This window comes from Streptomyces sp. WG5 (genome assembly GCF_049974565.1).
GTDB lineage: Bacteria > Actinomycetota > Actinomycetes > Streptomycetales > Streptomycetaceae > Streptomyces.
Genome location: NZ_JBNGGC010000003.1, coordinates 134,308 through 148,580, shown reverse-complemented (window position 1 = coordinate 148,580; position 14,273 = coordinate 134,308). Strand labels below are relative to the sequence as shown.

Genomic DNA, 14,273 nt, shown 5'->3' with positions numbered 1-14,273 from the left:
CGTCGGCAGGATGTGCCCATGCCCTATCTGACGCGCCCGGTCCTTGCCGCGGGCACCCTCTCCCGCACCCCGCAGCCCACACTCCCCACCGGCGACGGGCTGGTACTGCGCCCGTGGCGCACCGACGACGCGCCCGCCGTGCACGCGGCCTTCCAGGACCCGGTGATGCACCAGTGGCACATCCGCGCCGCCGGCTCCGAGGAGGAGGTGCGCGGCTGGATCACCGAGTGGCAGCGGGGCTGGGCCGACGAGCGGGACGTCCAGTGGGCCGTGGCCGACGCGGGAGACGACCGGCTGCTCGGCCGGGTGGCCCTGCGCCAGGTGCTGCTCGGCGACGGGGTGGCCGAGGTCGCCTACTGGACGACAGCGGCGGCCCGGGGCCGGGGCGTCGCCGCCCGTGCCACGAACGCGCTCGCCCACTGGGCCCTGGACGAGATCGGCTTCCAGCGCCTGGAACTCACCCACTCCGTCGCCAACGAGGCCTCCTGCCGGGTCGCCGGGAAGACCGGTTTCGCCCTGGAGGGCACGAAGCGCAGCGCCCTGCTCCACTCCGACGGCTGGCACGACATGCACCTGCACGCCCGCGTGCGCGGGGACTGAGGCGCGGGCCGGCTCCGCGCGGCGCGCACCGCACACGTGTGGGCGGAACGCCGGGCACGGGTGGCGCCGTACCGGGCGTGACGAGCGAGGCGGCGCGCCACACGGACGGGCCCGGCGAGGCGCGGGTGCCGGGCTGGGCGTGTGCGGGACGGGGACGCCGGCCCGCTCCCACGCCGGGTGAGCGGTGCGGGCCCCGCGCAGGGGCCCCGGTGTCGTGACGCTCCGTGCGGACACGGGGGCCGGGCCCGCTCGTCCGGCGCGGCAGGGCGCCGTTCGAGCCGGCGGCCGCGCCGCGCTACGCGGCGGGGGCGGCGCCCTCCTGTTCCGCCTCGATGCGTGCGTTCCACTCCTGCTTCGAGGCCTGCCAGCCGTCCTCGTTGTGGCCGAGGCGCCAGTAGCCGGAGATGGAGAGGTCCTCGCGGGCGATCCCGCGCTCCACCCGGAGGAGCCGCCGCAGCTCCTTCACGCAGGCCGCCTCGCCGTGCACGAAGGCGTGTACCCGGCCTTCGGGGAAGTCCAGGCCGCGGAGGGCCTCGATCAGGGCCTGGCCGACCGGGCGGCCGCCGCGGTGCAGCCAGACGACCTCCGCGTCGGAATCGATCTTCTGCTCCTCCTGGGCGTTCTCGACCTCGATGAAGGCGAACGCGCGGGCGCCGTCGGGCAGTGCCTCCAGGGACCGGGCGATCGCGGGCAGCGCGCTCTCGTCACCGGCGAGCAGGTGCCAGTCGGCGGCGGGGTCGGGGGCGTAGGCGCCGCCGGGGCCCAGGAAGCGGACGGTATCGCCCGGCTGGACGCGCTTCGCCCAGGGGCCGGCCAGGCCCTCGTCGCCGTGGATGACGAAGTCCAGCGTCAGCTCGCGGTGCTCGGCGTCCCAGTGGCGCACCGTGTACGTCCTGGTCACCGGCCACTGGTCGCGCGGGAACTCCTCGCGGATCCGCTCCATGTCGAAGGGCTCGGGATAGGTGGCGCCCCCGGCGGGGAACAGCAGCTTCACGTAGTGGTCGGTGCAGGTGTCCGCCGAGAATGCGGAGAGACCCTCGCCGCCGAGCACCACACGCTGCATGTGCGGGGTCAGCCGCTCGGTGCGGACGACCTGTGCGCTGTGCGGCTTGCGCGGCTTGCGTCCCGGACGGTCTGCCATGACGGCCTCCCTGCTCCCTGCGTGAGGGCTCCCTGAGTTAGGTTTACCTAAGTTAGCATCCCCGCCCGTCCTGTCGCGTCATGGAGGGGAGGTTCCCCCCGGCCCCCGCGCGCAGGGTACGGCTTCCCCCCGTCGGCGTGCCGAAGCACCGGGCGGGTACTGCTCGCCCGGTGCTGTGCGGCCGGGCCGGTTCAGGCGGTGAGGGTCGTGAGCAGTCGCTCCAGTGATCCGCCCAGGCCCCAGCGGGCCGCCAGTGCGTCCAGTGCCGCCGCGTCGCGCGGGGTACGGGGCAGCGCGGTGGCGACGTCCGGCAGCGGGACGTCGTCGGCGACCCGGACGACCTTCGGGGCGACCGCGAGATACGGCCGGGCCTCGGTCAGCCGCCTGCGCTGCGAGGGCGTGAGCTTCGCCTTCGGGTCGTCGACGGCCGCCTCGATCCCGGCCAGGTCCCCGAACTCGGCGAGCAGCTTCGCCGCCGTCTTCTCGCCGATGCCCGGCACGCCCGGCAGGCCGTCGCTCGGATCTCCCCGCAGCAGCGCCAGATCGGCGTACCCGCGGCCGTCGACGCCGTACTTCTCGCGCAGTGCGGCCTCGTCCGTGAGGTGGAGCGTGCCGACGCCCTTGACCGGGTAGAGCACGCGCACCCCACGGGCGTCGTCGACGAGCTGGTAGAGGTCCCGGTCGCCGGTGACGATGTCGACCGGGCCGGTCGCCCGCGCCGTGTACGTGCCGATGACGTCGTCCGCCTCGTACCCGGCCACGCCGACGCGGGCGATGCCGAGGGCGTCGAGGACGGCCTCGATCACCGGCACCTGGGGCGAGAGCGTGTCGGGCACCTCCTCGGTGTCCGGGCCCTCGGGGGTCTCCTCGGCGACGCGGTGCGCCTTGTAGGTGGGGATCAGCTCCACCCGCCACTGCGGGCGCCAGTCGGCGTCCATGCAGGCGACCAGGTGGCCGGGCCGGTGGTCCTTCACCAGGCGGTCGATGAAGTCGAGGAGTCCGCGCACGGCGTTCACCGGCGTTCCGTCGGGGGCCTTCACGGAGTCCGGTACGCCGAAGTAGGCGCGGAAGTAGAGGGAGGCGGTGTCGAGAAGCATCAGTCGTCCGGTCACGCCTCGCATCATGCCGCAGGTCGCATGGACGGATGGTGGAGGGTGTGTGAACTGGGTCACTCTTGTGTTTGGGTCGGGATGATCAGGGCAGGCGCGCATCCGGGCCGAAGCTGGTTGATGCATTCAACTGTTAGCGAGTCTTCGTAACGCTGAGTCGCAACACCGGGTCGCTCGACGAGTCGTTCCACCGAGTCGTCGCACCGAGTCGTTCCACCGAGCTGCGTCACGAGTCTTCACGCCCCTGTCCCTGCCCCCGATCCAAGAGGTAAGCGTGTCAGCCAGGCTAGAGGCCGAAAACCTGTACAAGGTCTTCGGCAAAAAACCGGACCAGGCAGTCGAACGACTGCGCCAGGGAGCCGACCGGGAGGAACTGCGCGCCGACGGCACCACGGCCGCCGTCATCGACGCGTCCTTCACCGTGGAGCCCGGCGAGATCTTCGTGGTCATGGGCCTGTCCGGGTCCGGCAAGTCCACGCTCCTGCGCATGCTCAACGGTCTGTCGGAACCGACCGCCGGGCGCGTCCGCTTCGGGGGACAGGATCTGACCGAGCTCAGCGACCGCGGACTGCGCGAGGTCCGCTCCCAGCAGATCAGCATGGTCTTCCAGCACTTCGCGCTGTTCCCGCACCGCAGTGTCCGGGACAACGCCGCCTACGGTCTCGAAGTGCAGGGCGTGCCCCGCGCCGAGCGCGAACGCCGCGCCGACGAGGCGCTCGCCCTGTGCGGCCTGGCCGGCTGGGAGAAGTCCTGGCCCGACGAGCTGTCCGGCGGTATGCAGCAGCGCGTCGGCCTGGCCCGCGCGCTCGCCACGGACGCCGACCTGCTGCTGATGGACGAGTCCTTCAGCGCCCTCGACCCGCTGATCCGCCGGGACATGCAGGACCAGCTGCTGGACCTGCAGAAGACCCTGAAGAAGACCATCGTCTTCATCACCCACGACCTCAACGAGGCCATGCGCCTGGGCGACCGCATCGCCGTGATGCGCGACGGCCGGATCGTGCAGATAGGCACCGCGCAGGACATCCTGATACGCCCCGCCAACGACTACGTCGCCTCCTTCACCCGCGACGTCGACCGCTCCCGCGTGCTCACCGCGGGCTCCGTCATGGAGACGGAGGTGCGCGGCGACGAGGCCGACTGCGGCTGCGAGACCGCGACGCCCGACACGACGTTCGCGGAGCTGTGCGCGATCAGCGCCCGGGTGACCCACTCGGTGGCGGTGCTCGACACCGACCGGCGGCTCGTCGGCGTCGTCCCGGCCCGGCGGCTCGTCGGCTTCCTCGGCGACGACGAGGACACGGTCCTCGGCGTCTGCGACAGCCCGCGGGACAAGGGCGGCGAGAAGGTGATGTCCCGTGCCTAGAATCCCCCTCGGCGACTGGGTCAACAGCTCCGTCGACTGGCTGCTCGACAACGTCTCCTGGCTCTTCACCTTCTTCAAGAGCGTCTTCACCGGCGCCTACGACGGCATCAACGCCGTCCTCCAGGCCCCCGAGCCGCTGCTGCTCGCCGGCATCTTCGCCGTGGTGGCCTTCTGGCTGCGCGGCGCGCTCGCGGGTGTCCTCTCCTTCGCGGGGTTCGCCTTCATCGAGTCCCTCGGTCTGTGGGAGAACTCGATGGTGACCCTGGCGCTCCTGCTGGTCGCCACGATCATCGCCCTGGTCGTCTCGGTGCCGGTGGGCATCTGGGCGGCCCGCTCCGACCGGGTGAGCGCGTTCGTCCGGCCGGTCCTGGACTTCATGCAGACGCTGCCCGCGATGATCTACCTCATCCCGGCGATCCTGTTCTTCGGCACCGGCTCCGCCCCGGGCATCGTGGCCACCCTGATCTTCGCGCTCGCCCCCGGCGTCCGCATGACCGAGCTGGGCATCCGCCAGGTCGACAAGGAACTGGTCGAGGCCGCCGAGGCCTTCGGCACCACCCCCCGCAACACCCTGCTGCGCGTCCAGCTCCCGCTCGCGCTGCCCACGGTGATGGCGGGCGTCAACCAGGTCATCATGCTCGGCCTGTCCATGGCCGCGATCGCCGGCATGGTCGGCACCGGCGGACTCGGCGGCGACGTCATGGAGTCCATCGGCCAGCTCAACGTCGGCCGCGGCGCCGAGGCCGGACTCGCCATCGTGATCCTGGCGATCTACCTGGACCGCATGACCAGCGCGCTGGGCACCCACGTCTCGCCGCTGGGCCGCCGCGCCGCCGCCAAGGCCCGCGCCGCCAAGGGCCTGAAGATCTGGTCCTACCGCCCCCAGCCCCAGGTCGCCGTCATCGGCATCGTGATCCTCGGCCTGGTCGCCGGCGGCATGGGCGTCTTCGGCGGCGCCGACGACTCCGAGAGCGTCGCCGACGGCAAGAACGTCGGCCAGGGCGAGAAGGTCAGCCTCGGCTACGTCCCCTGGGACGAGGGCATCGCCTCCACCTTCCTGTGGAAGGAGATCCTCGAACAGCGCGGCTACGAGGTGGAGGCCACCCAGTTCGACGCCGGGCCGCTCTACACCTCGCTGGCGCAGGGCGACATCGACATCGTCACCAACTCCTGGCTGCCGACCACCCACGAGCAGTACTGGAAGCAGTACGGCGACCGGCTCGACGACCTCGGCTCCTGGTACGACGAGACCTCGCTGGAGCTGACCGTCCCCGCCTACATGGAGGACGTCAACTCGCTGGCGGACCTCAAGGGCAAGGCCGGCCTGTTCGACGGGAAGATCACCGGCATCGAGTCCAGTGCCGGCGAGATGGCCCTGCTGAAGAGCAAGGTCCTGGGGGAGTACGGCCTGGACAAGGAGTACAAGGTCGTCGACAGCTCGACCCCGGCGATGCTGGCCGAGCTGAAGCGGGCGATGAGCAAGAAGGAACCGATCGTCGTCACGCTCTGGTCCCCGCACTGGGCGTACAACGACTTCGACCTGAAGAAGCTCGAGGATCCCAAGGGCGCCTGGGGCGCGGGCGACGGCGTGCACACGCTGTCCCGCAAGGGATTCGGCGGCGACAACCCCACCGTCGCCAAGTGGCTCGAGGACTTCTCGATGACCGAGAAGCAGCTCACCAGCCTCGAGGCCGAGATCAACACGGCGGGCAAGGGCAACCAGCAGGACGCCGTCCGCACCTGGCTGAAGGCCAACCCGGGCCTCGTCGACGAGCTCGCCCCGGTCCAGGGCGGCGCCGGCGCGACCCCGGCCGAGGCGAAGCGCCCGCTGGACATCGCCTGGTTCCCCTGGGACGAGTGCGTCGCCGTCACCTACCTGTGGAAGAACGTCCTGGAGCAGCGCGGCTACGAGCTGAACCTGAAGCAGATGGACGTCGGCCCGGTCTACACCGGCCTGGCCTCCGGCGACCTCGACCTCAACTTCGACGCCTGGCTGCCCCACGCCCAGAAGAACTACTGGGACAAGCACAAGGACAGCCTCACCGACCTGGGCACCTGGTACGAGCCGACCTCGCTGGAGATCGCCGTCCCGTCGTACGTGAAGGACGTCAAGTCACTCGCGGACCTCAAGGGCAAGGCCGACCTCTTCGACGGCAAGATCATCGGCATCGAGCCCGGCACCGGTGAGATGCAGCTGCTCAAGAACGAGGTCATGCCGGGCTACGGCCTGGAGGACGAGTACGAGGTCGTCGACGGCTCCACGCCGGCGATGCTGGCCGAGCTCAAGCGAGCCCTGGCCAAGAAGGAGCCGGTCGCGGTCACGCTCTGGTCGCCGCACTGGGCGTACAGCGAGTACGAGCTGACCAAGCTGCAGGACCCCAAGAAGGCCTTCGGCGAGGGCAACACCATCCGCACCATCTCCAGCAAGGCGTTCCCCGAGCAGTACCCGCAGCTCACCGAGTGGATCAAGGAATTCCGCATGAGCGAGGACGAGCTCGGCAGCCTGGAGGCGGAGATCAAGAACCGCGGCCAGGGCCAGGAGGAGGCAGCCGTGGCGGCCTGGCTGAAGGAGCACCCGGACATGGTCGGCCGAATGACCCCGCAGTAGCCCGACACCGGTACGGCCCCCCCGTACCGACCGCCCCGAGGGGTGGGGGCGGGCGCCGGCCCCCCCCCCCCCCGCCCCGGCCCCCCCCCCCCCGCGGGCCCCGCCCCGGCCCGGGGGGGGGTAGGGAAAACCCAGCGGGGCCACCCCCCCCCCCCCCCCGGGGCCACCCCGGGCCCCCCCCCCCCCCCCCCCCCCCCCGGGGGGGGGGGCCCCCCCCCCCCCCCCGCCGGCCCCCCCCCCCCCCCCACCCCTCGGGCCGTCCACGGCCGGGACACGGTAGGGATTCGGACAACCACGGAGCGCCAACCCCCCGCCCGAGCCTGGTCCCACCGGGGCTCCAGCGGCCGACGGGAACATGGAGGGCCGTCCGCGCCTTGAACCGGTAGGGCGTCAGGACGGCGGACGGGCACGCCCCGCGATGGCGAGAACCGTGAGCTCGAGGCCACCGCACCGTGACGTCGACGTGACGGCCGTGTGAAACGGTTTGCCGAACATGCGTAGGGTGCAGAGAACCCATCAGAGGTCTCGTCCGAGAACTCATCGGGAGTGCGGCGACCGGACCGGGGCGCCGCGGTGGTACGACGGGCGAAGGAGGGAGCCGGAGCGATGGGCGACCACAAAGATCAGCACCTCCGGGTGGGCGCGGCCGTACGGCGGCGGCGCCGGACCCTGGAGCTCACCCTCGCCGTCGTGGCCGAGCGCAGCGGCCTGTCCGTGCCCTTCCTGAGCCAGATCGAGAACGACCGGGCGCGGCCCAGCCAGAGCTCCCTGGAGAAGGTGGCCGACGCCCTGCGCACCACCGCCGTGGAGCTGCTCGCCGCCGCCGACCCCGCGTGCAGCGTGGACGTGGTCCGGGCCGAGGAACCCGACCCGCAGCTGGCGCCCAAGGTGCGCTCCCTGGTGCGCGGACACCACCAGATGCACGCCAGCGAGTTCACCGGCGACCACGACGCGGGCCGCGAACTGCAGTGCCGCAACGACCAGTTGATGTTCGTGACCGAGGGTGCCGTGGAGATCGAGGCGGAGGGCCGCGCCTACCGGCTGGGGCGCGGCGACACGCTGTACCTCACCGGCGGGGTGCGGCACCGCTGGCGGGCCACGGTGCCCGACACCCGGCTGATCGTGGTGGCCGTCGCCGAGCACATCGAGGCGGTACGGGACGGGCCGCGCCGGTGAGGACCCGGGCGGGAGTCCGGTGAGGACCCGGGCGGAGGTCCGATGAGGGTCGTCTCCCTCGTGCCGTCGCTGACCGAGGCCGTGGCCCGTACGGTCCCGGGGGCCCTGGCCGGCGCCACCGACTGGTGCACGCACCCGGCCGGCCTCGACGTCGTACGCGTCGGCGGCACGAAGAACCCGCGGACCGGGCGGATCCTCTCCCTCGCCCCCGACCTGGTGGTCGCCAACGAGGAGGAGAACCGCGCCCCCGACCTGGACGCCCTGCGCGCCGCGGGCGTCGAGGTGCTCGTCACCGAGGTCCGCACCGTGCCGCAGGCCCTCACCGAGCTGGACCGGGTCCTGGCCGCCTGCGGAGCGGCGTCCCGGCCCCGGTGGCTGGACGAGGCGGAGGCGGCCTGGTCGGCCCTGCCGCCGCCCCCGGAGCCGCGTGCCACGGCCGTCGTCCCGATCTGGCGCAGGCCCTGGATGGTGCTGGGCCGCGACACCTTCGCGGGCGACGTACTGGCCCGCCTCGGCGTCGACCACCTGTACGCCGCTCACGCCGAGCGCTACCCGAGGATCCCGGTCGGGGAACTGCGGGCGGCCCGCCCGGACGTCGTGGTCCTGCCGGACGAGCCGTACCGCTTCACCGCCGACGACGGCCCGGAGGCCTTCCCGGGCCTGCCCTGCGCGCTCGTCGACGGGCGGTACCTCACGTGGTACGGGCCGTCGCTGGCCGAGGCGCCCCGGGTGCTGGGCGCGGCCCTGCGAGCAGCGCGCCGCTGACCAGTCCGCGCGCGGTGTGCGCGGCGGCGACGGCCCAGGCGGCGACGAGGACGGCGTACAGGACGACGGTGAGCCCGTCGTAGACGGCGAGCCCCGTGCGCCGGGCCAGCGCCTCGGCGCCGGTGACACAGGTGCCCACCGGGAAGGTGAACGACCACCACGTCATCGAGAAGCCCATGCCCTCCCTTCCGGCCCGCACGACGTGCGCGGTGGCGAGACACAGCCACAGCAGTGCGAAGCCCATGACGGGCACGCCGTACAGGACGGCGAGGACCGCGAAACCCTCGGCGTACGGGCCGGGCACGACCCCGGGGGCCACGTCCGCGAACTTCCCCACGGCGGTCGTCGACTGCCCCAGCGGGCCCAGCACCAGGAACAGCGACGGGGTGAGCGCGAGCGGCAGCGGGCCGCCGGTGAGCAGCCGGCCGAAGATCACCGGCAGTGTCACCAGGGTCGCGAGCAGGCTCACCCCGAACATCGCGACACAGGCGAGCAGCAGCGTCTCCCGGGGCTGTCCCGGCGGGAGGTGCGGGACCAGCAGCGGCCCGACGGCCGCCGACACCATCGGCGCGACGAGCGGCAGCAGCCACACCGGACCGGCCTGCCCCGGCTCGATCCGGTGCCGCACGGTCATCAGGTACGGCACGGCGACCGCCGCCGCGAGCCCGATGACCGTACCGGCGGTGAACAGCACGGTGTCCAGGGCGACCGCGGCGGAGGTGCCGATCCAGTCCCGCCCGACGGTCACGGCGCCGCCCCCGACGGCCAGCAGGGCCATCGACAGACAGCCGTAGAACGGGGCCGCCGCCGGGTCGAGGAGATGGGCGCGGGCCTGGTCGCGGTGGTGGAGCCAGTGCAGGGACCGGGCCACCAGCAGGACCGCCAGCAGGACGACGGACAGCGCCCAGACCGCGGTGCAGACGGCGCGCGGCCCGGACCCGTGCCAGGGGAGCGCGGCGCCCGCGGTACCGACGACGGCGGTCCCCATGACGCAGGCGTACCAGTTCGGCCCGAGATGACGGACGGCCGGGACGCGTCGGGCCGGGACGGCGGGAGGGGACAGGGGCTGGGCTGCGGTGACCATGGGTCCACGGTCTCGGCGGCCGAAGTCCCTGACCAGGGAGCATGTCTCTATGACGACATAAGCTGGAGTTATGAGCAGGAGCGCGGGCGGTACGGGCAGGGCGGGCGGCACGGAGGGCGGACCGGACGTACCGGGGCGGCACACGGCGGGCTCGCTGGCGCACCGGGTGCCCGATCTCGGGGCGATGGAGCTGCTGCTGGCCGTGGCACGGCTGGGCAGCCTCGGCGGGGCGGCCCGCGAGCTGGGCATCACCCAGCCGGCCGCCAGCAGCCGCATCCGCTCGATGGAACGACAGCTGGGGGTGGCCCTGGTGGACCGTTCGCCGCGCGGTTCCCGGCTCACCGACGCCGGTGCGCTGGTCACGGACTGGGCACGCCGGATCGTGGAGGCGGCCGAGGCCTTCGACGCGGGCGCGCAGGCACTGCGGGACCGGCGGGACTCGAGGCTGCGGGTGGCGGCGAGCATGACGATCGCCGAGTACCTGCTGCCGGGCTGGCTGGTCGCACTGCGCACCCAGTTGCCGGACACGGCGGTGTCTCTGCTCGCCGGGAACTCGGCGGCGGTCGCGGACCGCCTGCTGTCCGGCGAGGCCGACCTGGGCTTCGTGGAGGGGGTGAGCGTCCCGGCGAACCTCGACTCCGCCGTCATAGCCCATGACCGGCTGATCGTCGTGACCGCGCCGGGCCACCCGTGGGCGCGCCGCCGTCGCCCGCTCGCGGCGGCGGAGCTGGCGGCGACCCCGCTGATCCTGCGGGAGAAGGGCTCGGGCACCCGGCAGGTCCTGGACGCGGCCCTCGGCGGCCTGGCCCGCCCCCTGATCGAGCTGTCGTCGACCACGGCGGTGAAGGCGGCGGCCGTGAGCGGCGCCGGCCCCTCCGTCCTCAGCGAACTCGCCGTCGGCGAGGAGCTCACCACCCGGCGCCTGGTGAGCGTGCCCGTGGCGGACGTCGCGCTGGCCCGCGACCTGCGGGCGGTATGGCCCACGGGACACCGTCCGACGGGCCCGGCCCGGCGACTGCTGTCCCTGACGCGGGCGTAGGCCTGCCGGCGGGGGGCCCGGGGCCGACACTGCTCGAGGGGCCCTCGGTGAGCATGCCGGGTGCGGTGCGGTGCGGGTGCGGGAGTGGTCCCGCGGTCGCGGGTGCCCGGGGCGGGGGTGGGGGTGGGGATGGTTCGGGCCGGACCGGTCGCGTGCGCTGCGGCGTGAGGTCCGCGGGTGTGCCCGCGGGTGTGGTCCCGCGTGCGCCCGCTGCCGCGGCCCCCGGCCCTGTGTGCCTCCGGCGGATCACCGCCCAGTGCCCTCTCGGCTCTCTCGGCCACCGCGCCGGCCGGTATGGGCCCGACGACTCACCCCGGCCCGCCGTGCGCCATCGCCGGAGCGGGGCGGCACAGTTCCGACCGTGCCGCGTGAACCAGCGCCCGCATCACCCGTACGTCCTCGCCCATCTCCGGGTGCCACTGCACGCCGAGGACCCAGCCAGGGGCGGAGGGCAGTTCCAGGGCCTCCACGGTGCCGTCCGCCGCGTGCGCCGACGCCACGAGTCCCGTGCCGAGCCGGTCCACCGCCTGGTGGTGGTACGCCGGCACGAACGTCTCCTCGGGCACGACACCGGCGTACAGGGTCCCCGGCACCGGCTTGACCGGGTGGCCGCCGAACACGCCCACCACCTCGGCGTGGCCCTCGATGTGCTGGACGAGGGTGCCGCCCAGGGCGACGTTGAGCAACTGCATGCCCCGGCAGACGCCCAGCAGCGGCACGCGCGCGCCCAGGGCCGCCTCGATGAGCGCCAGCTCCCACGTGTCCCGGGCCCGGGCGGGCGGGCTCGTGCGCGGGCCGGGTTCCGCGCCGTAGCGGACCGGCTCCACGTCCGGGCCGCCCGCGATCACCAGCCCGTCGAGGCGGGCGACGGTGGCGGCGGCGTGCTCCGGCGCGTCCGGCGGAAGCATCGCGGCGAGTCCGCCCGCCCGCTGCACGAGCCGCGGATACCCGGCCGGCAGCAGTGCCGCCTCCAGCTCCCACACGCCCCAGCGCGCCCCGGCCTCCAGGTACGTACTGACGCCGATCAGCGGCCTGTCCGCCATCCGACCTCCTCGGTAATGGATTCTCTTCGTACCTTTGCCGCGCGACGCCGCCGCGGCAGGAGACTCGCGCGCGGCGCAGTCACACGCAGCACATTCACACGCAGCACATGCACACGCAGGACAGTCACACGCAGGACAGTCACACATGAAGCAGTCGCGCCCGGAACGTCACGCCAGGAACCCGCGCAGCAGCGCCGCCGTCCCCGCGCAGTGCTCCCGCGCGATCTCCCGCGCTCCGTCCGCGTCCCCGTCGAGCACGGCCGCCACGAGCGCGGTGTGCTGCCGCTGGGAGTGCTCCAGGTTGCGCACCAGCAGCGGGATGCAGTCCAGCAGGTCGTTGAGGGTGGCCCGGACGGCCGCGTACTGCGTCGCCAGAGCCGGTGAGCCGCAGAGCTCCGCGAGGGCGAGGTGCAGCATCGTGTCCAGCCGCCGGTACTCGGCCAGCGGTGCGTCCCGCGTGCCGGCCAGCGCCTCGCGCAACCGCGCCGCCCGCCCGTCGGACAGCCCGTGCGCCGCGCACAGCCCGGCCGCGCCCACCTCCAGCACCTCCCGGAAGCGCAGCACGTCCTCGATGTCGACCCCGGCGACCCGGCGCCGCAGCTCGTCCAGGCCGCCCGCGTCCGCGCGGGGCAGCACGAACGTTCCGCCGTACCGGCCGCGCCGGGCCTCCACGAGTCCCTGGTCCTGGAGCACCCGCAGCACCTCCCGCAGCGTCACCCGGCTGATCCCCAACCGCTCCGCCAGCTCCCGCTCGGCGGGCAACCGCTCGCCCTCGGACACCAGCCCCAGCCTGACGATCTGGAGGATCTGCTCCAGCGCCTCCTCGAAGCCGTTGCCGGCCCGCACCGTCCGCAGCACCGGTACGAGCCGGTCCGCCACGCCCCCGCCGGTTTCCTCCGGCATGCGGTCGCGCCCCCTTCCCAAGCAATGGTTCCCGGTCATACCTTATGGCTCCCGGTCGGAAGGAGGCTCTCCCCGTGCCAGACCGCACACCCCCGCTCGGGGTCGAGGAACTGCACGCCCTCGTCGCGGGCGGTGAGATCGACACCGTGGTCCTGGCCTTCCCCGACATGCAGGGACGCCTCCAGGGCAAGCGGTTCGCCGCGCGCTTCTTCCTCGACGAGGTCCTGAGGCACGGCACCGAGGGCTGCAACTACCTCCTCGCCGTCGACGCCGACATGAACACCGTCGACGGATACGCGATGTCCTCCTGGGACCGCGGCTACGGCGACTTCGCCCTGCACCCCGACCCGGACACCCTGCGCCGACTGCCCTGGAACGAGGGCACCGCGCTGGTCGTCGCCGACCTCGCCTGGGAGGACGGCTCCCCGGTGCTCGCCGCACCCCGTCAGATCCTGCGCCGCCAGCTGGAGCGCCTCGCCGAACACGGCTGGACCGCGCAGGTCGGCACCGAGCTGGAGTTCATCGTCTTCCGGGACACCTACGAACAGGCCTGGGACGCGAACTACCGCGGCCTGACCCCGGCCAACCAGTACAACATCGACTACTCGGTGCTCGGCACCGGCCGCGTCGAGCCCCTGCTGCGCCGCATCCGCAACGAGATGGCCGGAGCCGGACTCACCGTCGAGTCCGCCAAGGGCGAGTGCAACCCCGGCCAGCACGAGATCGCCTTCCGCTACGACGAGGCCCTGGTCACCTGCGACCAGCACGCGGTCTACAAGACCGGCGCCAAGGAGATCGCCGCCCAGGAGGGCATGTCCCTCACCTTCATGGCCAAGTACAACGAGCGCGAGGGCAACTCCTGCCACGTCCACCTCTCCCTCGCGGACGCCGACGGCGACAGCGTCATGGCCGGCGGCCACAAGGGCGGCATGTCCGAGGTCATGCGGCATTTCCTCGCCGGACAGCTGGTGGCGCTGCGCGCGTTCTCCCTCCTCTACGCCCCGCACATCAACTCGTACAAGCGCTTCCAGCCCGACTCCTTCGCACCGACCGCCGTCGCCTGGGGCCACGACAACCGCACCTGCGCCCTGCGCGTCGTCGGCCACGGCCGCTCGCTCCGCTTCGAGAACCGGCTTCCCGGCGGCGACGTCAACCCGTACCTCGCGGTGGCGGGCATGGTCGCGGCCGGCCTGCACGGCGTCGAGCAGCGGCTGGAACTGCCGGAACCCTGCGCCGGCAACGCCTACACCGCCGGTTTCCAGCACGTCCCCACCACGCTGCGCGAGGCCGCCGAGCTCTGGGAGAACAGCACCCTCGCCAAGGCCGCCTTCGGGGACGAGGTCGTCGCCCACTACCGCAACATGGCGCGCGTCGAACTGGACGCCTACGACGCCGCCGTCACGGACTGGGAGCTGCGCCGCTCCTTCGAACGCATGTGA

General features: G+C 73.1%; 12 protein-coding genes. 7 read left to right on the top strand and 5 right to left on the bottom strand.

Going from position 1 to position 14,273, the window contains the following annotated elements; genetic code table 11:
• Positions 1–18 precede the first annotated feature (18 nt).
• Positions 19–600, top strand: a complete 582-nt coding sequence (locus ACP4IX_RS04475; protein ID WP_426518643.1) for a GNAT family N-acetyltransferase — start codon at positions 19–21, stop codon at positions 598–600.
• A 295-nt stretch (positions 601–895) separates the two neighbouring features.
• On the opposite strand, the gene ACP4IX_RS04470 is transcribed toward ACP4IX_RS04475, so the two are convergent.
• Together ACP4IX_RS04470 and ACP4IX_RS04465 are read right to left on the bottom strand one after the other, a co-directional pair.
• Positions 896–1,741 carry a siderophore-interacting protein gene (locus tag ACP4IX_RS04470; protein WP_426518645.1) on the bottom strand — a complete coding sequence of 282 codons (846 nt, stop codon included), beginning with the start codon at positions 1,739–1,741 and terminating at the stop codon, positions 896–898.
• Positions 1,742–1,932: 191 nt separating this feature from the next.
• Entirely contained in the window at positions 1,933–2,838 is a 906-nt protein-coding gene (locus tag ACP4IX_RS04465) for a 5'-3' exonuclease (protein ID WP_426518892.1), read from the bottom strand.
• Positions 2,839–3,124: 286 nt separating this feature from the next.
• On the opposite strand from ACP4IX_RS04465, the gene ACP4IX_RS04460 reads away from it, so the two are divergent.
• The 4 genes from ACP4IX_RS04460 to ACP4IX_RS04445 all read left to right on the top strand — a co-directional run bounded on the left by ACP4IX_RS04460 (position 3,125) and on the right by ACP4IX_RS04445 (position 8,765).
• A complete protein-coding gene (locus ACP4IX_RS04460; RefSeq protein ID WP_426518647.1) occupies positions 3,125–4,216 on the top strand; it encodes a quaternary amine ABC transporter ATP-binding protein in 1,092 nt (363 codons plus the stop codon).
• Positions 4,209–6,824, top strand: coding sequence for an ABC transporter permease/substrate binding protein (locus ACP4IX_RS04455; RefSeq protein ID WP_426554802.1), 2,616 nt, complete (start codon positions 4,209–4,211; stop codon positions 6,822–6,824). Before ACP4IX_RS04460 ends, ACP4IX_RS04455 begins: the two co-directional genes overlap by 8 nt.
• A 606-nt stretch (positions 6,825–7,430) precedes the next feature.
• Complete coding sequence (locus ACP4IX_RS04450; RefSeq protein ID WP_426518651.1) at positions 7,431–8,000, top strand: helix-turn-helix domain-containing protein; 570 nt, start codon at positions 7,431–7,433, stop codon at positions 7,998–8,000.
• A 42-nt stretch (positions 8,001–8,042) separates the two neighbouring features.
• Positions 8,043–8,765, top strand: coding sequence for a helical backbone metal receptor (locus ACP4IX_RS04445; protein ID WP_426554801.1), 723 nt, complete (start codon positions 8,043–8,045; stop codon positions 8,763–8,765).
• On the opposite strand, the gene ACP4IX_RS04440 is transcribed toward ACP4IX_RS04445, so the two are convergent.
• Positions 8,692–9,849, bottom strand: coding sequence for a TDT family transporter (locus tag ACP4IX_RS04440; protein ID WP_426518655.1), 1,158 nt, complete (start codon positions 9,847–9,849; stop codon positions 8,692–8,694). The genes ACP4IX_RS04445 and ACP4IX_RS04440 overlap by 74 nt on opposite strands.
• A 184-nt stretch (positions 9,850–10,033) precedes the next feature.
• Here ACP4IX_RS04440 and ACP4IX_RS04435 point away from each other — a divergent pair, with 184 nt between their 5' ends.
• Positions 10,034–10,888 (top strand): LysR family transcriptional regulator, encoded by an 855-nt coding sequence (locus ACP4IX_RS04435; RefSeq protein ID WP_426518894.1) that lies wholly within the window; start codon positions 10,034–10,036, stop codon positions 10,886–10,888.
• A 308-nt stretch (positions 10,889–11,196) separates the two neighbouring features.
• Here the strand turns inward: ACP4IX_RS04435 and ACP4IX_RS04430 are convergent, their stop codons facing one another.
• Together ACP4IX_RS04430 and ACP4IX_RS04425 are read right to left on the bottom strand one after the other, a co-directional pair.
• A complete protein-coding gene (locus ACP4IX_RS04430; protein WP_426518657.1) occupies positions 11,197–11,931 on the bottom strand; it encodes a gamma-glutamyl-gamma-aminobutyrate hydrolase family protein in 735 nt (244 codons plus the stop codon).
• 168 nt (positions 11,932–12,099) lie between these two features.
• Entirely contained in the window at positions 12,100–12,834 is a 735-nt protein-coding gene (locus ACP4IX_RS04425) for a FadR/GntR family transcriptional regulator (RefSeq protein WP_426554800.1), read from the bottom strand.
• Between the two features lie 74 nt (positions 12,835–12,908).
• On the opposite strand from ACP4IX_RS04425, the gene ACP4IX_RS04420 reads away from it, so the two are divergent.
• Positions 12,909–14,273, top strand: coding sequence for a glutamine synthetase family protein (locus ACP4IX_RS04420; RefSeq protein WP_426518661.1), 1,365 nt, complete (start codon positions 12,909–12,911; stop codon positions 14,271–14,273).

Coding starts and splice junctions, on each gene's coding strand:
- ACP4IX_RS04470 (WP_426518645.1), bottom strand. CDS start 1,741: ATGGCAGACCGTCCGGGACGCAAGCCGCGCAAGCCGCACAGCGCACAG.
- ACP4IX_RS04445 (WP_426554801.1), top strand. CDS start 8,043: ATGAGGGTCGTCTCCCTCGTGCCGTCGCTGACCGAGGCCGTGGCCCGT.
- ACP4IX_RS04475 (WP_426518643.1), top strand. CDS start 19: ATGCCCTATCTGACGCGCCCGGTCCTTGCCGCGGGCACCCTCTCCCGC.
- ACP4IX_RS04435 (WP_426518894.1), top strand. CDS start 10,034: ATGGAGCTGCTGCTGGCCGTGGCACGGCTGGGCAGCCTCGGCGGGGCG.
- ACP4IX_RS04450 (WP_426518651.1), top strand. CDS start 7,431: ATGGGCGACCACAAAGATCAGCACCTCCGGGTGGGCGCGGCCGTACGG.
- ACP4IX_RS04465 (WP_426518892.1), bottom strand. CDS start 2,838: ATGCTTCTCGACACCGCCTCCCTCTACTTCCGCGCCTACTTCGGCGTA.
- ACP4IX_RS04425 (WP_426554800.1), bottom strand. CDS start 12,834: ATGCCGGAGGAAACCGGCGGGGGCGTGGCGGACCGGCTCGTACCGGTG.
- ACP4IX_RS04440 (WP_426518655.1), bottom strand. CDS start 9,849: ATGGTCACCGCAGCCCAGCCCCTGTCCCCTCCCGCCGTCCCGGCCCGA.
- ACP4IX_RS04430 (WP_426518657.1), bottom strand. CDS start 11,931: ATGGCGGACAGGCCGCTGATCGGCGTCAGTACGTACCTGGAGGCCGGG.